This window comes from Cellulophaga sp. RHA_52 (assembly GCF_007827205.1).
Classification (GTDB): domain Bacteria; phylum Bacteroidota; class Bacteroidia; order Flavobacteriales; family Flavobacteriaceae; genus Cellulophaga; species Cellulophaga lytica.
Map to the genome: position 1 here is coordinate 3,307,680 of NZ_VIRZ01000001.1, position 18,860 is coordinate 3,326,539.

The window sequence follows — 18,860 nt, forward strand, 5'->3', positions numbered from 1 at the left end:
ACCTTAATTTAATTTAAAAGGAATTTTAAATATGTAATCTAGCAGTAATTTTTTTAATATTGAGGAAACATATGTCATTAACCAAAATAATAATACCTTTTTTAATTGCTTTAATATGTTTTAAAATAACTGCGCAAACAAAAAAAGTAGAAATAGCTTTTTTAGCAGATATTCATTTTCAGGATTTGTATGGCTCTTTTAACGATATTAATTACAAAGGCATTAACAATCCGCATAACAATACGCATACGGTATTAAGAACAATGCAATCTCAATTAAACTCTACAAGAATATTTAACGAGAACTATTTTGCTTTTAAAACAGCTCTAGATGACATTGTTAGTAGAGGCATTACTTATGTTGCTTTACCTGGTGATTATACTGATGACGGACAACCTATACACTTAAGAGGATTGCAAAAAATACTAAACGAGTACAAAAATAAATACGGACTACAATTTTTTATAACCACTGGCAATCATGATCCTGCAGGACCATACAAACAAGAATCTGGAAAAAGTGATTTTTTAGGTGCAGAAGGTAAAAATCAACCTATATATAGTAAAAAAGGAATGTATGTATCTAAAAAAAATGAGCATCCTGTATTAATTAGTAATGATATTGCTAAAATGGGATATACAGGAGTACTTAATATTTTAGGTGAGTACGGTTTTTATGCTATGCCTAATTATAAATTTTGGACCACTCCGTTTGCTACCTATAACTACAACAATTACTCTTTTAAAAAAGCACAAATTGCATCTAACTTAAAACAAAGAACATACACTACTATAGACAGTTTACAAATGGTAGATACGAGTTATTTAGTAGAGCCTGTAGACGGTATTTGGTTGCTAGCTTTAGATGGTGATACCTTTTTACAAAAAAAGGATGGTAGCTTTTCTAGTGCTAGCGTAGGTTATAACAACACTATAATACATAAAAACTACTTAATTAAATGGGTAAAAGATATAGCTACACAAGCTAAAAAAAAGAATAAAACATTAATTGCTTTTAGTCATTTTCCTATGGTAGATTTTAATGATGATGCCACTAGCGACATTAAAAAATTAATGGGGGAAAACAAATGGCAATTAGAACGTGTACCAGCAACTAATGTTGCAGAAGCTTTTGCTAATACTGGCTTAAAGATACACGTAGCAGGACATATGCATATTAATGACACTGGAGTACACAGGTCTAAAAATGGAAACTTACTAGTAAACATACAAACACCTTCCTTAGCTGCTTACATACCAGGTTATAAAATTTTAAAAATTAATAACAGCAGTAACATAGAGGTAAAAACTGTTACTATAGCCAATACAGAAAATTTTAAATTGTTATTTGATTTGTATAAAGTAGAATACAACAAACTAAAACTAGAGCACAATAACAATGTTTGGGACAAAAAAATACTAGAGGTTAACACCTATAAAGATTTTACAGCTTGGCACTTAAAAGAACTTATACGTTTACGCTTTTTACCAAATGATTTTCCTATAGATTTAAATATATTTTTAAGTAATGTTACTGGTGAAGAGTTGCTACTACTTGCCACAAAAAATAATGAACTAGATTTTTCTAAAGCATTAAAAGAAATACGTAACAACACCAAAGCTAGAAAAAATCAATTAAAAATTATTGCCACTTCTTTAGCTAAAAACAATTTAAAAGCTAAAGATTTTAGAAAATGGAAAGGCTTAGATTTAGTTTTTGATTTTTATAGACTTAGAAATGCAGATGAATTGGCTTTAGAAGATATTACCACAGAAAAAATAAAGCAGTATCAATTTATTTACAACGCAATTACTTCACAAACCAAGTATATTAATAAAGAAGATACCACAGCCAAACAATTACTTTTATTCTTTAAAATTTTTAATTCTTTTTTAAACAGTGAACCGTCCAACCACTTTAGTATTAATTTAGAAAACAATACTATAACAGACTTAAGTAAAAACATTAATTAACCTTAAGGTTTACAGTCTGTTTTAAAAAGTTAATTTAAAGATAACGTTTGCATAATCAATTTTAAACTTTAGGGTCTTTAATTTACCATAACTAATTCCAGATTTTTTTAGTCCCTATGAAAACCTCCCAAGAATTTGAAGATATCTATTCTAAACATTGGGAAAAACTATATGCTTTTTCATTTAAAATTACAAAAGACAGCAACTTATCTAAAAACATTATACAAGACGTATTTACCAATTTATGGGAGCGTAAAAATAGCTTAAACATAAACTCTGTTGAGCATTTTTTATTTAGAGCAGTAAAAAATCAAATTTTAAAACACTACAATCAAAATAGTTTTAACACTACTTCTATAGATGATGAGTTTGATAATTTTATTATGGAATCTCCTTTTGTTTCTGAATCAGATTTATCTGAAACCGTTTTTCATATTGTAGATAAATTACCTGCTAAGAGAAAAGAAATTTTTTTAATGAACAAGCTACAAGAAATGAATGTAGAGCAAATAGCAGAAGAACTAAAACTATCAAAACAAACGGTTAAAAATCAATTATCATCTGCAATTAAACAGCTTAGACTAGAGCTTAAACAACTTAGTTGGTTACTATTTCCGTTCTTTTTTTAAAAAAACATTTCACTTAATGTTTGCTTAAACTTTTGGTAACATTTGCCAATAGTACTAATTACTTGTTTTGGGTACTTACCTATATAAAACAAGTTTATGCAACAGAAAAAAAGCACTGTATTAAAAAAGCTTATTGCAAAAAGCACCAAACAAAAAACTAGTGCTAAAGAAGAAAAGCTATTACATACATTTTTTAAAAAAATGTATAATCAGTCTGTATGGGATACAAATAAAATGGGTAATGCAACTTTTATAAAAGATGATATCCGTTCTAAAATTGTACTTAAAGAAACTAAAAGCACAAAAACTAATATATATAAATATGCTGCCATAGCAGTTACAATACTTACGCTTGGTGGCATATTATTATCTACTTACAAAACTAACCAGCCAAGTTTTGTTACGGTAAATACTGGTGCTGCAATAGATTCTGTTTTTTTAGCAGATGGTTCTACTATTTACCTAGCTCCAGGATCTAGTTTTAGTTACCCTAATACATTTACCAACACTACAAGAGAGGTTAACCTAATAAAGGGTAATGCATTTTTTAACATTGCTAAAAACCCAAACAAACCATTTATTATAAACTCTGGGGAATTGGTAACAAAGGTATTAGGTACTTCTTTTCATATAGGGTTACAAAAAAAGGAAAGCAAAGTATCTGTAGTTACTGGAAAAGTACAGGTAAATTACAAAAACAACCAACAACAATTAGTATCTGGGCAAGAAGCAGTTGCTACAAACAACTCTTTACGCAAACAAAAATCATCAGTTTTAATGACTTCTAACTGGTATACTAAAGATTTAAACTTAACAGAGGTATCATTAAAAGAAACTTTAGACTTATTAGAGATTAAATACAATGTAAAAAGCGCTATAAAAAATGAAGATGTATTGGCTCTTAAAATAACACTATTTATAAAGCAAAACGCTACACTAAATGAGATTGTTGAACAATTAAATTATATAACCAATTTAAAATTACTGTATGAGAATGAAATAATTACACTTAAAACCAATTAAAGAAAAAACCGCAGTTGCTACCAACAACTACGGCTAAATTTTCAAGTATTATTAACTAACACTTAAATTAATGTATTTTAAAAATATTCCTTTTAAATTAAAAACCATACTTTTTTTTGTATTATCTGCAATTTTTTGTCAGACAGTGCAACCTAATAATGGTGTTTACAAAAAACAAAATATAACTGTAAACTATAAAAACACAAATTTAGTAACTCTTTTAAAAGAGGTAAGTAACCAAACATCATATAACTTTAGCTATGGTGAAGATATTATAAAAGACAAAAATAAATACACAGTATCTTACCAAAACATCAGCTTAGAGTCTGCCTTAAAAGACCTAAGCAAAAAGGCAAACTTTAGTTATAAAATAACAAATAAAATTGTTTTAATTAAAAAGAAAGCTACAACTATAACTACCAGTAATGTCCAAAAAGAGATAACGGGTACTGTTGTAGATGAAAACGGAGATCCTTTACCAGGTGCTACCATTCATGAAGTAGGAACATCTAATGGTGTTACTACAAATTTTGATGGAGAATACACTATAACTGCTACAACCGGAAGCGTTTTAAAATTCTCTTATATGGGGTATAAGAGTAAAGAATTAAAAGTTACACAAAGTGTTGTAAATGTTCAGCTAGAATTAGATGCTGCTGAGTTAAATGAAGTTGTTGTTGTAGGTTACGGTAGCCAGACAAAAGCAGATGTTACTGGTGCTGTAACACAACTTAAAGAAAGTAGTTTTAGACAAGGTATTAACACATCTCCAGATGCTCTTTTACAGGGTAAAGTTGCTGGTGTTAGAGTTGTTAATGCTAGCGGAGAACCAGGTGCTGGTATTAACGTTACAATACGTGGTGTAGGTTCTATTAGAAGTGGTAGTAGTCCATTATTTGTTGTAGATGGTGTACCATTAACTAACGATAATGTTAGTCCGTCTGGTAGCAATGTAGGTTTTGGTGCTTCTAGCGCAAAAAATCCTCTAAACTTTTTAAATACTAGTGATATAGAGTCTATTAATGTACTTAAAGATGCTTCTGCTTCTGCAATATATGGTGCAAGAGGCTCTAATGGTGTTGTAATAATTACCACAAAAAAAGGTAAAGCAGGTAAAGGCTCTTTATCTTTAGACTCTTACATTGGTATATCTACGGTTGCAAACAAAATAGACTTGTTAGATGCTAATGAATACAGAAATGCACTAACAGACCCTACCTTTGACCACGGTAGCTCTACAGATTGGCAAGATGTTATTTACAGAACAGCAATTACAAAAAATAATGTATTGTCTTATTCTAAAGCATCAGAAAGTGGTAACTACTATGTTTCTTTAGGTAATATAGACCAAGAAGGTATTGTTAATAATAGTGAATTTTCTCGTACTTCTGGTAGAATAAACGTAGAGGAAAGCTTTTTAGACAACAAAAGATTAAAGCTAAAAGTGAATCTTACCGCTAGTGAAACTAAAGATAATGGTGTACCAACTAGTGATGACGGAGGCTCTAACGGACAGTTAATTATACACACGTTAATGGCAAACCCAACAAGGCCTGTTTTTGGTGAAGACGGAGCATATACTAACTTTAATATGAATGCACATTACAACCCTGCATACCTATTAAGTATTTATGAAGATGAAACAAGAACCCTTCGTGTTTTAGGTAATATAGAAGCTTCATTACGTATTTTTAATGGCTTAGAGTACAAATTAAATTATGGTGTAGATAAGTCTGTAGCAGAGCGTAACACTACAGTTTACCCTAACTTAACAGATTTAAACCCAATAGGTATGTATGTTCAAAATAACTTAGAGTCTCAGAGCTCTCTGTTAGAGCATTACTTAACATTTAATACTACAATTGCAGACAAACACAAGCTAGAAGTTTTAGGTGGTTTCTCTTATCAAAAGTTTGAACGTTCTGGTACGAGTTTTAATTATGATAATTTACCAGAAAAAGGAACTGGCGTTAAACCAGTATATAACCCAACTTCTAATAATTCACAAATAGACATTAATGGTTTTGCTCAAGAGAACGAATTACAGTCTTACTTTGGTAGATTAAACTATTCTTATGACAGTAAATACCTTTTAACGGCATCTATGCGTGCAGATGGTTCTACTCGTTTTGGTAAAAACAATAAGTACGGTTATTTCCCTTCTTTTGCATTGGGTTGGAATATCTCTAAAGAAGATTTTTTAATTAATAGCAATGTAGATAATTTAAAACTTAGAGCAAGCTGGGGACAAACAGGTAACCAAGAGGTGCAAAATAAAATAACACAGGCTAGTTACGCTATATCTGGTGCAGATGGTTATTATTTGTATGATGACCAAACGCTAACTAACGGTGTTTCTGTTTTAAGAACTCCAAATCCAGATTTAAAGTGGGAAGTAGTAACACAGTACAATATTGGTGCAGATTTTAGTTTATGGAACAGAAAGCTGTATGGTTCTTTAGATTATTTTAAAAAAACAACTACAGATGCTATTTTAAATATCCCATCACAAGTACTTAGCCCTACTAACAATATTTGGGTAAATATAGATGGTGAAATTGTTAATACCGGATTAGAGTTTATGTTAGGTTCTAACATCGTATCTACAGAAGATTTTAACTGGGATGTAGATATTAATGGTGCTACCTTAAAAAATGAAATTAAAAATTTACCTGTATCAGAAATCTTATCAGGAACCATATCTGGTCCAGGACAATCTGGTGTACTTGCCAACATATACAAAAGCGGCTATGCTGCTGGTTCTTTTTACCTGTTAGACCATATAGGTTTTAATGAAAATGGCGAAGATATTTACAGAGACGTAAATAATGATGGTAATATAACTGGTGATGATAGAATAATCATTGAAGGTGCTTTACCTAAGTTCTCTTACGGTTTTAACAGTCAAATGAACTATAAAAATTTCGATTTTTCTTTTTCAATTATTGGTCAAGCTGGTGGCTATTTAGTAAACAATACAGGTTTAAATGCTTTAAATATAAACAATTTAGCATCAGACCGTAACGTATCTAAAAAGTACTACGAGTCTGGAGCTAATCAAGAAAACTCGCCTCAATTATCAACTTTATACCTAGAAAAATCAGACTTTATAAGACTTAACACTGCACGTTTAGGATACAATTTAAAATTAAACAATGTAAGCTGGTTAAACGGTGTTAATTTTTATGTTACTGGGCAGAACCTATTAACCATTACCAACTACTCTGGTTATGATCCATTAATAAACAGTCCTAAAGCAGATGGTGGTAATCAATCATTAGGTATAGATTACTCTAGTTACCCAGGTTCTAAGACATTTATATTAGGAGCAATTTTAAAATTTTAAAATATAATAATGATGCATAAAAAAATAAAAATAGCAGGTATAGCTTTTCTATTACTAAACTTTTTAATTACAAGCTGTACAGATCTTGAAGAAGTTGTTTTAGATGAAGAATTAGGAGAAGAAGTAGCAGATCCTGAAGGTGTATTAGCAGCTGCTTATGATCGTTTAGGTGATAAAACGTTTGTAGATCATGGCGGTGTATTTGCCTTACAAGAGTACTCTACAGACATTGCAATGCTTGCAACAAGAGGTAGTGACTGGGGAGATGGTGGTAAATGGCGCTCTATGCATGAGTTTACTTGGACACCAGATAACAGCATAGTAACTGGTAACTGGAACAACTTAACAAACGGTATAACTAGAGCGTTAACAGCTGTAGAAAGTATTAACCAAGCAGAATTTAGTGATAAAGAATTGTTTTTAGCAGAAGCAAGAGGTTTGGTTGCATTTTACACTTATACAACCTTAGATTTATTTGGACAAGCACCGTACAGAGACCCTTATGGAGGAGACCAAACTATACAAATTTTAAAAGCAGAAGATGCAATAGATGACCTAATTATAGAAGTAGAAACCATACTTCCAAACTTAGCATCTATAGGAGAACAAAATACATTTAACGGAAGATTTACTAAGGAGGCTGCTTATGGCTTACTAGCTACAATGTATTTAAACAGAGCTGTTTTTAAAGATAGATACAATAGTGCATCTACATTTAATTTTACTGAAGCATCTTTAGAAGCTGGTAAAACAGATATGGACCAAGTAATAAAGTATACTTCTTTAATAATTAATTCTGGTAAGTTTAGCCTAGCCTCTAATTATTTCTCCAATTTTTCTATTAACAACAATCAAAGTTCAGAAATGATATTTGCAGTAGTACAACAAATAGAAGCCGTAAGATCTGGTGATAATGATTTTGGATATGTTTGTGTTGCTCGTAACCAAAGACCTTCTCCTGCAAACAGAGGAACTAATGCCGCTTGTACTACTCCAGAGTTTTTTGCTACATGGAACAATAACCAAGACGACCCAAGGTTTTCTAGAAAATATCAATACTCAGATGGTACTTGGTTTATGAATGATGGTTCTGATGTTAGCGTACCTGCAGAAGATATTGTACCAAATTCAGATAATTTACCTTGGTTTCATTTCAACAGTGGCTTTTTATACGGACAACAATATGGACCAATTTTAGATGGTAATGGTGGGTATATTATGACAAGTGATGGCCGTATAGAAGTATCTTCTTTAGTAATGGAAAAAAGTGCTACTACACCAATGGATTTTACTCCAGAATTAGATTTTGATAATCCTGTACAAGCAATTTTTGCTCAAGACCAAATAAACCGTGGAGTACGTATTTTTAAATTTGAATACGATCCGGAATCTGGTAACGGAAGAAGTAAAGTAGATATTCCTTTATACCGTTTAGGCGGAATTTACGCTATGAGAGCAGAAGCGTACTTTAGAAATGGGCAAACTGCATTGGCTTTAGAGGATATAAATATGTTAAGAACCAGCAGAACTAGAGAATCTTTATATGGTAATGCTCCTGGCCAAGCGCTTACTAGCTTAAATGAAGAGCAACTGTATAATGAAATTGGATTTGAGCTGTATTGGGAAATGAAAAGAAGACCACAAATGATACGTTTTGGTAAGTTTGATGAGGCTTATACTGCAAAACCACAAACAGAACCTTTTAGACGTATTTTTCCTATACCACAAGAAACTACAGACGTAACCCAAGATTTCATACAAAACACTGGTTACTAAGTAACTATAACTTGCTAATTTTAGTTTTTTAGTTTTTTCATTACCTCGTTAAGTAATTAGCAATAAAGCCAGGCAAATTTTGCCTGGCTTTTTAATATTTTTTAGCTGTATAATAAACAATTTAGCAACCTTTAAATCGTTAGCATATTAAATAAGCTTATAATGTCTTCAAAAAAAGTAACGAACAAGAAAAAACCTATATCAAAAATAATTTTTATGCTTACTTCCCTACTCTCTATTTGGGGTCCTGTATTGGTTTTTCAAAAATTATTTTTGAGTAAAATGGAGTATTACAATCCGTATAATAATGAGCTTGTATTGCCGCTTTTATTATGCATAACTTACATCTTATTATGTATGTGGCTTGTTCCTAAATTTAAAAAAGTAATTTTAAGAATTATAGTGTTTATTGCCTTACCGCTAGTATTAATTTCTTATATTTTTTTTGATATTGCCTACGCTAATAGAATAGAGTTTGGAAACTCTTGGACAAATACAGAAGTATTTTTAGAACTGGTTTGTACACAAAGCTTTTTTATACCTTTATTACTAATTGGTATGTCTTTAAACTTTATAGTAAATTTATGGTATTTTAAAAGTAGAGAAAGCATATAACAATTTAATATACTTTTACGCTACAACTACTTGCTATGACTACTCCTTACAATTTAGAACAAATTGCAACTTACAAAATTGGTAATTATAAAAGCAAACCTACAATTATATTTTTACATGATTCCTTAGGTTGTATAGAGCTTTGGAGAGATTTTCCTGATAAACTAAGTAACCTTACTAAATGCAACGCTATAGTGTATGACCGTCAAGGTTATGGTAAATCATTACCCTTTACAAAAGACCGAGATGTAAACTATTTAGAGTTAGAAGCTGATATACTTATGCAACTTATAAGCCTATGGGGTATAGAAAAACCTTTTCTTTTTGGCCATAGTGATGGTGGGTCTATTGCTTTAATAGCTGCTGCTAAATATCCCAATAAAATTAAAGCTATTATTACAGAAGGGGCTCATATTTTTGTAGAAGATATTACTTTAAACGGCATAAATAATGCTATAGAATTGTATAAAACTACCAATTTAAAGAGTAAGTTAAAAAAGTATCATGGAACCAAAACAGACACTATGTTTTGGGCCTGGGCTAAAACTTGGACTACTAAAAAATTTAAAAATTGGAATATTGAACATTTTTTACCGCATATAGAATGTAAGTCTTTAGTTATACAAGGTGAAGATGATGAATACGGCACATTAAATCAAGTTTATAATACTATAAAAGCTACAAAAACACCTGGAAAAAAATTAATACTTCCAAACATTAAACATACTCCACACAAAGAAAATCCGAACTTAATTTTAAAAGAAACTGCAGCTTTTATAGCTACAATTTAAAGCTATTATGCATATAATACTGTAAATATACCATCTAAGAGTACTATAATATCTGTTACAAGAGGCTTTCCTAGTTCTTGTTTATAATTTTTAGAAAAATAATGAGCAAGGATCTTGTAATAGCTCTACCTCATTAGAAACTGAAGAAAATTATGGTTAAGTAAACCTACTTTACTAAAAAAGCCACCATAATGGTGGCTTTTTTCTTATAAATTAGCTGTCTTTTAAAATTTCATCTAATTTTTCAAAGGCCTCTTCAGATCCTCCTATGTATTTTTCAATAATTATTCCGTTGGGGTCTATAATAAACTTTGTAGGAAATCCTGATATATTAAATTTTGAAACAAAATTATCATCGTTTACTCCTTTTTTAGATAATAACTGTACCCAATTGTAACCTTTAGGCGTAACAAAATCTATAATACGTTGTTTTGTATCCCCACTGTTTACACCAACAATTACCAAGTTATCTTTATACGTTTCGCTATATTCTTTAACTTTTGGCATTTCGGCAACACAAGGGCCACACCAAGTTCCCCAAAAATCAATTAAAACGTACTTACCTCTTAACGATTTTAAATTAAACTCTTTACCATCAAGTGTTCTATCACTTACCAACTCCGGAACCACATTTCCAGATTTTGTAGTTTCTGATCCTTTTAAACGTGTAGCCACATCTATATAAAATGGACTTGTTTTAACAGTATTATCAAAGGCATTTAATAAAGTTAAAGCATCATTATCTGGTATCTCTTTTAAAGTAACCATTTTTGATAAATAATAAGCGGCAACTTCTGACTTTGGGCGCTCTTTAACAAAATTCTTTTTTATAACTGCTATTTCTTCTCCAATTGTCTTTAAAGAGTCATACTTTACTTGTACTTTAGGGTGCATTCCTTGTGATGGATGATAAGATTCTTCTTTAATTAATTTAAGCGTTAAAGCTCTTATATTTCCCATTATTTTAGAAGCCTTTTTATTAAGCTGCTCTGTGCTCTTGTTAAAAGTATTTATATCATCACACAAACTTGTACCTGTTGGTATGGCATCAAATGTTTCTGTAACCTCTCCTTTATATTCAATAGCGTCTCCTGGCCTTACTAAAAATTCAACTTTTCCGTTTTTACCCATTCCCTCTTTACTATTTAGCATAGGCCAAATAGCAACTCTTTTGGTATTTTTTATTTTTGCATTGTATGAGAAATGTTCATTTTTCACTTTAATAGTATCCCACACTCTATCTCCAGTAACATCATGCGTGTAATCTATAAAAATATAAGGTACATCTAAACCTTTTAGAGTTCCAAATACCTTAAAAGTATCTGAAGGAATAGTTTCTTTTTTAACTGTATTATCTTTGCATGACAATACCAGTATAGTAGTTACAATAAGTAGTGTTATTTTTTTCATTTTTTCTAATTAGGTAAAACAATAAACTTATAACCATCACCTTCAGAAAAGTAAAGGCTTTTACGGTTTTTCTTAAACCATTTAATCCACTCTTTGTCTGTTTTAAAATCTTGCTTAGTGTACCTTAACAACAAACGGTAAGCCATTTCTTTTTTACTCTTATCCTTAAGCATTGTTATTGCTTTATCTAGTAATTTAATATCATTATTTGCTATACCAAGAGATTTTGCATCTTCATCTAAAATCATTTTGTACCAACCGTACTTCTCTGGATAAAAATAATCTAGGTTTTCTTTATAATAGTTTTCATAGGCCGCCCAGTCTTCTCCAAATTTATCTTTTAATTCTTGTGATTCATGGCGTATGGTCCAAGCCCTAGTTTCTTTTCTAATAGGCATTTTTAACATCATTTTTTCCATATCAGAAAGTTCTTCACCAGAATCTTTTCTCTCCTGTAACTTTAATTTATTTTCTTTTGCTTGTACAGTATCTTTATTAATGTAATGTAACCAAGCTGCAGAACCTTTGTCTGACAACGTCCATTGTTGCTCTCTTAAGTACTTTTTTAATTGCACTCCTTTAATTTTTTTAGTAAGCTGTTTTGCCCCTTTAAATGGCGCTATGTAATGTATTGCATTTATAAATGCTAGCTTAGCACTCTCTGTCATAAATTCTGGTGCAGCAGCAAATCCCCAATGAAAAAAGTTTGCATGACGACCAATAGCAGTTGCCTCTATACCTTTATCACAAGTACCACTAGAAATCCACTCAGCATCTATACCATTATCAAAATTATACCCAGTAGAAACAAGACCTACAGGAAAACCTTTACCATCTCTATACCCTTCTGTTTGCATACGTAACATTGGCATTTCATCCCCTAAATTACGTCCACCGTAACGCACTTTATAATTGCCTGTTAACGTTACATCTTCATAAGCAACATTAACCTTATTTGGCGTATTAAAAATAGGGTGATCTAATTTCATAGAATGCGCGTGTGCATCTAAACATAAACACAAATGATCTATTTTAAGTTGCCTTCCTTGACCAATAAATGCAGATGGCTCACCTATCATAATTGTTGCAGCTGAGTAAGCATTAGATAAGTAAGTAGGCTGTGTATATACTTCCTTACCGGCTTCTTCAATAAAAACCATACCGCCTTCTGTTAGTTTAGGCAAATAGGTATCAATAATAGTTACATCATAATTGCTAGACATTTCTTCTTTGTAATCTTCACCATAAACTACGGTTACAGATGTAAAGTATTGATCTAGTAAATTTTTAAAATCTGCAGTTCTTCTTTTCTGTAAACTCTCTTGTCTGTCTGGAAAAGCAGAAAATGATTTTTGCCTTTCTGACAATCCTTTTTGGGGATTATAGCCCACATATAATATTTTTAATTTAGATTTTTGGGGAACAATTGTAGTACTAAATCCAGAATTTGAAATTAATAAGAGTGCTATAATTGAAAAGTAAAATTTTATATTTTTCATAATACTACTTGTTAAGTTTTAAAACTATTTCTTTTTTTATTGGAGGTAAACATAAATTGGCATTACAACATTGGTAATACAGCCAACATGTTATTGTAGCGTTGTCTTCTATACTGTTATTTACCGCTATATTTTGTTTAAACTCTATTTCATTTTTATAAATTAATAAATTGCTTTTACCTGGATATACATTTGATATAGGCGTTTCCATATCATCTACAAGCTTTGCTCCATTGGGTACATCTATACCTACTTTAGATTTTATATAAGGATCACTAGGTGGCACATAAGCATATATATGATACCCCTCTAGAATACGAGCTTTAATTATTACTTTTTTTATATTTTTAGATGAGCTTACCAAAGCAGCACCTACAGAAACAGGATCCAACTCTGTAGGTTCTTCTAAGGGTATTACAACCTTATTTTCTTGTGCGTTTAAGTGTATGTTAATTGTAACAAAACAAATAAACACCGCTATTTTAGCTATCTTACTGTTCATGATACTAGTGCCCTAAAAGTTCTTTTAATTTACTATCTAACTCTTCCTTAGTTGGGTTTCTAAGAATAATTTTTAAGTCACTATCTAATAAATAGGTAGTTGGTAAAAAAGGAACTCCATAAGCGTTAGCTACATCTCCATTTCTTCCAACAGATTTTTCATTAACATCAAAAACATGTAACCAAGGAGTTTGGTCTTTTTGTATTGCATCTCTCCAATTTTTGTCTTTATCTCCTGTTGCTACAGCAACAACTTCAAAACCGCTATTTTTATAGGTTTTGTATACTTTTTTTAACTTAGGAAAAGAAGCTCTACATGGTATACACCAACTAGCCCAAAAATCTACAAGAATATAATTGGCTTTAACTTTAGATAAAGTTAAGTTATCTCCTGACATTGTTTTTAATGTAAAATCTGGTACTGAAGCACCTGCCACAAATTTTTCTACATAATCCTCATAACTTTTTTTTAATAACCTAAATCTACTTGCCTTTTTTGCATCACCCATAAACATATTGTATACGGTTTTCATTTCCTCTCTAGACATCACTATTTCACTAAAAGAAATTCCCATAAGACTAGGCCCTACAGGTGAACTAGGATTATTTTTTACAAAATTTACCTTAAAATTTTTAACCTCTTAACCTTGCATTTTTTCTAAAGGTTCTAAGGCAGTCATTCGTTGTTTTATCTGCTCTTGCAGAACACTATCTTTAGAACGCTTTGCTGCTATTACTTGTTCTCTATACCCTTTAAAAGCACTATATTTTTCTTGACTTTTAATACTGTCTATTTTTTGCTTTTGCAACTCATATAAATCTTGAGTTTTAGAGCCCGTAATTTTAGGGGCAATGTATCCATTACTTTCTTCTGCATTAGACGCATTTATTTCTACATTAATTTTGCTATTTTCTAGAAAAAAATAAGAATTAAATTTTGAGGATAATTTTAATAAAACCATATCTACATTATCAACCCTACCTTTAAATTTAAACTTTCCGTTTTTTATTTGAGTACTATCAATAACTACTATAGAATCTGTAAAGAAAACAGGTGCATTCATAAGTTTTACCCATCCATCATCTATACCTTTTACATTACCTGTTATTGTGTACCCATTAAATTCTTTTTGAGCTTTACAACTAATACAAAAAATACTAGTGATGAATGCTATGCTTAATATTTTAAAAAAATATTTTTTCATAATTTGGAGTTTTAAATTAATCTGCAAAAAGCTCTTTTAATTTATTATCCAATTCCTGCTTAGACGGGTTACGTAAAATTATTTTTCTGTTGCTATCTACCAATAAGGTTGTTGGTAAATGTGGTACACCGTAAGATTCTGCTACTGGGCCATAAGCGTGGTTTTCACTAGAGTCATAAACGTGGTTCCAAAGAGTATTGTCTTCTTTTATAGCCTTCTTCCACTTCTCTTTTTCATCTGCAGTACCAACACCTACTATTGTAAAACCTTTATTTTTATATTGTTTTCTTAACTCTTTTAAATGAGGAAAAGAATTTCTACATGGCACACACCAACTAGCCCAAAAGTCTACTAATATGTACTTACCCTCTACCTTAGATAAGGTTAATTCATCTCCTTGTACTGTTTGTAATGTAAAATCTGGAGCAGTATTACCAACACCTACATTCTCAAAATTATCTTTATATATTTTTGTTATGAATGTTTTAAAAAAAGTAGCCTTACGTGCATCTCCTGTAAAAAGCTCATAATATTCTTTTAATTGTTCTCTAGACATTCTACCCTCTGTGTACTGAACTCCAAGAACATAAGGAGCAACTGCAGAACTTGGATTTGCCTTTACAAAGTCAAACTTACTTTTTTTATATCTCTCATTTCTGTCTTGAGATAAGCTTTGCAAACTTTTTTGTTTTTTTAACGCCTCTTGCAGTAATTCATCACTACCCTCTTTTTTGGCTTTAGCAAACATTTGTCTAACCTCTTTAAAAACATCATATTTTTTATCATTAAAAACCTCAAGAGATTTTTTTTCTACTGCTGCGTATTGGCTATGACCTTTAGACCCTATTACCTCTGGTGTAATCTTTTCTGAGACATTTTTTACGTTAGATACATCTACACTAATTTTGATATTACTATTTTCAAGAAAAAACTGTGTTTTGTATTCTCCTAATTCTAATGTTACCATATCAGGAAAAGCTATCTCGCCAGTAAACTTAAATTTACCGTTTACAATTGGTACACTGTCTATAACATTAATCTTGTCTTTATTAAAAAGTTGATAATCTGTAATTTTAGCATAAGAATTATCTAACCCTTTTACGGTTCCTGTTACAACATAACCATCTTCTTTTGGCTGCTCTTTTTTCTTGTCTTTACAAGAATAAAAAGCAGTACTTACACATATTATTGCAACCAATATTTTTATTGCTGTTCTCATATTTTAAATTTTTATTTTAATAATTCTTCTAACATTTCAAAGGCTTCTTCTCCGCCTCCAACAAATCTTTTAACAATTTTTCCTCTTCTATCAATAATAAATTTGGTTGGAAAACCTTGTACATTAAATCTGTTTACAAAATTGTCTGGTGTATTTGCTTTATCACTTAAAAGCTGTAACCACTCATATTCGTTTTTAGCTGTAAATGCTTTAATTTTCTCTTTAGTATCTCCAGAGTTTATTCCTATTACAACCAAATTATCTTTATGTTTTTCTTGAAATTCTTTTACCTGAGGCATTTCTGCAACACAAGGCCCGCACCATATTCCCCAAAAATCTATTAGTACATACTTACCTTGTAAAGAATTTATATTAAACTCTTTACCAGATAATGTTGCTGTAGTTTTTATTGATGGTACAGGAGAACCATCTGCCGTAGCTTTAATACCTTTTATACGCTCGGCAACATTTTTATAATCTGGGTACTCTGCCAAATTTGTAGATAAAGAATTAAATAACTCCTCTGCCTCATCATTAGTAACTTGTGTACGTAAAATTAAATCGTTTAAATACCAAGCTGCGGCTACAGAATTAGGATTGCTTTTTATATGTTTTTTTAAGGCTTTTATAGATTTTTTAAAAATTGCTTCTGCCTGTTTATCGTTTGCCTTTATTTTTACAGAATCTGTCTCATACGTATTTTTTACTGCTATGTTTCCCATTTGGTTATACATTGGGTACATTAATTTATTAGCAGCTGCAAGACTATTGTTTAATTTGTCTCCGTTTGGATAGGCATTCATAAAATCTGTTGCTTCACCTGTTACAGTAACATTGGCGCCAGGAAAAGCATAAAATGTTAAGTATGCACATTTTACAGGAAACATTCCACGGCCACCTTTGGGTTTTTTAAAAAGTTTACCATCTGGACCATTAAATCCTGGATAAGCCCTAATTTGAGACAATTCTGAAATAGTGCTAGAAAAATTAAATTTACCATCTACAACTATTATTGAGTCTGGTGGTGTAGTTCTAGTATATTCTTTATCTGGATGTCTGTAGTATAAATTACCTACTAACCCTTTAATTTCTCCTTTTAAAGTAAATGTATTTTTAACGTCTTGGGCATTAATATCATTAGAAAATGATACTAATATAATAGCAAGTAAGAATGTGATATTTTTGAATAGTTTAGACATAATGTTGGTATAAAAGTGTTTTAAATGACGAAAAGTTATTGAATAAGAAGCCTAGACCTATTATGTTTTGCACATATAAGTAGCCTTTACCATTAAATAAAAGGAAGCAACCAAAAAGGCTACTCCCTTTGCTTGTTTTTAATATTGATTTTGTTTTAAAACACCGCCAGAGGCTATAATATCTGTCTCTGGAATTGGGCGAGCAAATTTTCTAGAATTTTTATCTAATGTAAAATTAATAGGTGTTTCTGATGATAAAATTGTACCACCGGTATATGGGTAAAAAGTTCTACTTAAAGTAACATCATCAGTAGCTACTTCGTTATTATTTAACCTCCTAATATCATACCACCTATGCACAAAAGGCATTTCTCTTCTACGCTCTTCTAATACTTTAGTTAAAGCATCTTCTTGTGATGTTGCAGATAAATCTCTAACATTGGCAGGCGCACTTGCATCTATTCTATATCCTCTTAAAATATTTGCAGTTTGTATACCGTCTGCCCAAGATCCTTGTCTTACTTGGCATTCTGCTTTTATTAATAACATTTCTGGTACAGATGGGCCACTTAAAATATCTGACTTAAAAAAGAAAATATAACCAGGGTAACTAAATGCAGGGTTTACTGCTCCTCTATCATACGTATAATCTTCTACAATATGATATTTGTAACGCAAGTCATAATCTTGGTCATAAATACCTAAAAGCTCTGTTGACGGGTAATAGTTCCAGGAACCATTATTTAAATATCTGTAGTAGTAAGATTCTCCCCACTCTAACTTATCTGTAGGAATAGTTTGCAAGTCATGCGTATAAGGATAATCTATATTTACCACCTCAGGATCTGGGTTAAAAATAGTTACAGGACTTGGTCTTGTAGAAAAACTCATATCTGTATTATAATCTCTTAAAAAGTTATGCAAGTCTAATGCGTCTTCTGCATAAGATTGTGCTTTAGTGTAATCATTTAATGCTAAATAATACCTAGCTGCAAAACCTAAAACGGCTACTGTACTTGCTCTCCAAGTTCTGTTTTGACCATTAATAACCTCTAAATCTTTATTTAACTCTAAAGCTATTTGTAAGTCTGTTTCTATTTGGGCATAAGTTTCTTCTAAAGTAGCCCTTTCTATATTTTCTTCAAAACTAGTTGTTTGTTTTAAAGGTAAGCCTAACTCTGCTTTATTGCCATTAGTGTATGGCAAACAGTAAATATTTGCCATTTGAAAATAACTATACGCTCTTATAAAATGAGCTTCGGCTTTTAATTGTTGTTTTTGAGTTTCAGAACCAGAAACATCTGATACATTTTGCAAAATTAAATTTGCTGTAAATATTTTTTTCCACTCTTCTGGCCAATATGGTCTAGTTGTAGTGGGTAAATATTCTGTATCCCAAGTGGCATAATGTACATTTGTTGCTGATATAGAAGCCGGTATACCATCAAACAAATCTGTGGTTAGTGCAAAATCGTCTGTTCCAAAAATTAATTCAGATGCACCTTCTGTTGCAAAAGTGTTATAGTCATTTAACAAACTCTCTAAATGGTCTATAGTTTCTGGCACTACAGATGTTGATTTTGAAGGATTTTCCTCTAAAAAATCATTACAACTAACAGAAGCACCTACTAATACAATGCCTAATATATATTTATAAATTTTCATAGTTTCCTT

15 protein-coding genes are annotated in these 18,860 nt (G+C 31.0%); 7 read left to right on the top strand and 8 right to left on the bottom strand.

All coding sequences use genetic code 11. The annotated features are described in order from the left end of the window. Window positions 1-71: 71 nt before the first annotated feature. The 7 genes from JM80_RS14585 to JM80_RS14615 all read left to right on the top strand — a co-directional run bounded on the left by JM80_RS14585 (window position 72) and on the right by JM80_RS14615 (window position 10,153). The gene (locus JM80_RS14585) at window positions 72-1,973 is read left to right on the top strand and encodes a metallophosphoesterase (RefSeq protein WP_144710771.1); all 1,902 of its coding nucleotides are present in this window, start codon (window positions 72-74) and stop codon (window positions 1,971-1,973) included. Between the two features lie 116 nt (window positions 1,974-2,089). Next, entirely contained in the window at window positions 2,090-2,602 is a 513-nt protein-coding gene (locus JM80_RS14590; RefSeq protein WP_013622022.1) for an RNA polymerase sigma factor, read from the top strand. A 96-nt stretch (window positions 2,603-2,698) separates the two neighbouring features. Then, window positions 2,699-3,625: a FecR family protein gene (locus JM80_RS14595; protein ID WP_038506391.1), complete on the top strand. Its 927-nt coding sequence runs from the start codon at window positions 2,699-2,701 to the stop codon at window positions 3,623-3,625. Window positions 3,626-3,695: 70 nt separating this feature from the next. Then, complete coding sequence (locus JM80_RS14600; protein ID WP_144710773.1) at window positions 3,696-6,971, top strand: TonB-dependent receptor; 3,276 nt, start codon at window positions 3,696-3,698, stop codon at window positions 6,969-6,971. A 9-nt stretch (window positions 6,972-6,980) separates the two neighbouring features. Next, entirely contained in the window at window positions 6,981-8,747 is a 1,767-nt protein-coding gene (locus tag JM80_RS14605) for a RagB/SusD family nutrient uptake outer membrane protein (protein ID WP_144710775.1), read from the top strand. A 216-nt stretch (window positions 8,748-8,963) separates the two neighbouring features. Beyond that, window positions 8,964-9,362, top strand: a complete 399-nt coding sequence (locus tag JM80_RS14610) for a hypothetical protein (protein WP_141103728.1) — start codon at window positions 8,964-8,966, stop codon at window positions 9,360-9,362. Between the two features lie 35 nt (window positions 9,363-9,397). Beyond that, a complete protein-coding gene (locus tag JM80_RS14615) occupies window positions 9,398-10,153 on the top strand; it encodes an alpha/beta fold hydrolase (RefSeq protein ID WP_144710777.1) in 756 nt (251 codons plus the stop codon). A gap of 213 nt (window positions 10,154-10,366) precedes the next feature. On the opposite strand, the gene JM80_RS14620 is transcribed toward JM80_RS14615, so the two are convergent. The 8 genes from JM80_RS14620 to JM80_RS14655 form a co-directional block, all read right to left on the bottom strand. After that, a complete protein-coding gene (locus JM80_RS14620) occupies window positions 10,367-11,563 on the bottom strand; it encodes a TlpA disulfide reductase family protein (protein ID WP_144710779.1) in 1,197 nt (398 codons plus the stop codon). Between the two features lie 5 nt (window positions 11,564-11,568). Continuing rightward, a complete protein-coding gene (locus JM80_RS14625) occupies window positions 11,569-13,062 on the bottom strand; it encodes a hypothetical protein (protein ID WP_144710781.1) in 1,494 nt (497 codons plus the stop codon). 4 nt (window positions 13,063-13,066) lie between these two features. Then, on the bottom strand, window positions 13,067-13,564 hold the full coding sequence (locus JM80_RS14630) for a protein-disulfide reductase DsbD domain-containing protein (protein ID WP_144710783.1): 498 nt from the start codon (window positions 13,562-13,564) through the stop codon (window positions 13,067-13,069). Between the two features lie 4 nt (window positions 13,565-13,568). Next, window positions 13,569-14,138 (bottom strand): TlpA disulfide reductase family protein, encoded by a 570-nt coding sequence (locus JM80_RS14635; protein WP_144710785.1) that lies wholly within the window; start codon window positions 14,136-14,138, stop codon window positions 13,569-13,571. A 66-nt stretch (window positions 14,139-14,204) separates the two neighbouring features. Beyond that, on the bottom strand, window positions 14,205-14,768 hold the full coding sequence (locus tag JM80_RS14640) for a DUF4369 domain-containing protein (protein WP_144710787.1): 564 nt from the start codon (window positions 14,766-14,768) through the stop codon (window positions 14,205-14,207). A gap of 16 nt (window positions 14,769-14,784) precedes the next feature. Beyond that, window positions 14,785-15,987, bottom strand: a complete 1,203-nt coding sequence (locus JM80_RS14645; RefSeq protein ID WP_144710789.1) for a TlpA disulfide reductase family protein — start codon at window positions 15,985-15,987, stop codon at window positions 14,785-14,787. 11 nt (window positions 15,988-15,998) lie between these two features. Then, window positions 15,999-17,186: a TlpA disulfide reductase family protein gene (locus JM80_RS14650; protein WP_144710791.1), complete on the bottom strand. Its 1,188-nt coding sequence runs from the start codon at window positions 17,184-17,186 to the stop codon at window positions 15,999-16,001. A gap of 138 nt (window positions 17,187-17,324) precedes the next feature. After that, window positions 17,325-18,851 (bottom strand): RagB/SusD family nutrient uptake outer membrane protein, encoded by a 1,527-nt coding sequence (locus tag JM80_RS14655; protein WP_089118692.1) that lies wholly within the window; start codon window positions 18,849-18,851, stop codon window positions 17,325-17,327. Window positions 18,852-18,860: the final 9 nt, after the last annotated feature.

Excerpts from the sequence above, each read along its gene's own strand:
- JM80_RS14590 (WP_013622022.1), top strand. The coding sequence starts at position 2,090 with ATGAAAACCTCCCAAGAATTTGAAGATATCTATTCTAAACATTGGGAA.
- JM80_RS14625 (WP_144710781.1), bottom strand. The coding sequence starts at position 13,062 with ATGAAAAATATAAAATTTTACTTTTCAATTATAGCACTCTTATTAATT.
- JM80_RS14645 (WP_144710789.1), bottom strand. The coding sequence starts at position 15,987 with ATGAGAACAGCAATAAAAATATTGGTTGCAATAATATGTGTAAGTACT.
- JM80_RS14585 (WP_144710771.1), top strand. The coding sequence starts at position 72 with ATGTCATTAACCAAAATAATAATACCTTTTTTAATTGCTTTAATATGT.
- JM80_RS14605 (WP_144710775.1), top strand. The coding sequence starts at position 6,981 with ATGATGCATAAAAAAATAAAAATAGCAGGTATAGCTTTTCTATTACTA.
- JM80_RS14650 (WP_144710791.1), bottom strand. The coding sequence starts at position 17,186 with ATGTCTAAACTATTCAAAAATATCACATTCTTACTTGCTATTATATTA.
- JM80_RS14655 (WP_089118692.1), bottom strand. The coding sequence starts at position 18,851 with ATGAAAATTTATAAATATATATTAGGCATTGTATTAGTAGGTGCTTCT.
- JM80_RS14610 (WP_141103728.1), top strand. The coding sequence starts at position 8,964 with ATGCTTACTTCCCTACTCTCTATTTGGGGTCCTGTATTGGTTTTTCAA.
- JM80_RS14615 (WP_144710777.1), top strand. The coding sequence starts at position 9,398 with ATGACTACTCCTTACAATTTAGAACAAATTGCAACTTACAAAATTGGT.
- JM80_RS14635 (WP_144710785.1), bottom strand. The coding sequence starts at position 14,138 with ATGGGAATTTCTTTTAGTGAAATAGTGATGTCTAGAGAGGAAATGAAA.
- JM80_RS14600 (WP_144710773.1), top strand. The coding sequence starts at position 3,696 with ATGTATTTTAAAAATATTCCTTTTAAATTAAAAACCATACTTTTTTTT.
- JM80_RS14640 (WP_144710787.1), bottom strand. The coding sequence starts at position 14,768 with ATGAAAAAATATTTTTTTAAAATATTAAGCATAGCATTCATCACTAGT.
- JM80_RS14595 (WP_038506391.1), top strand. The coding sequence starts at position 2,699 with ATGCAACAGAAAAAAAGCACTGTATTAAAAAAGCTTATTGCAAAAAGC.
- JM80_RS14630 (WP_144710783.1), bottom strand. The coding sequence starts at position 13,564 with ATGAACAGTAAGATAGCTAAAATAGCGGTGTTTATTTGTTTTGTTACA.
- JM80_RS14620 (WP_144710779.1), bottom strand. The coding sequence starts at position 11,563 with ATGAAAAAAATAACACTACTTATTGTAACTACTATACTGGTATTGTCA.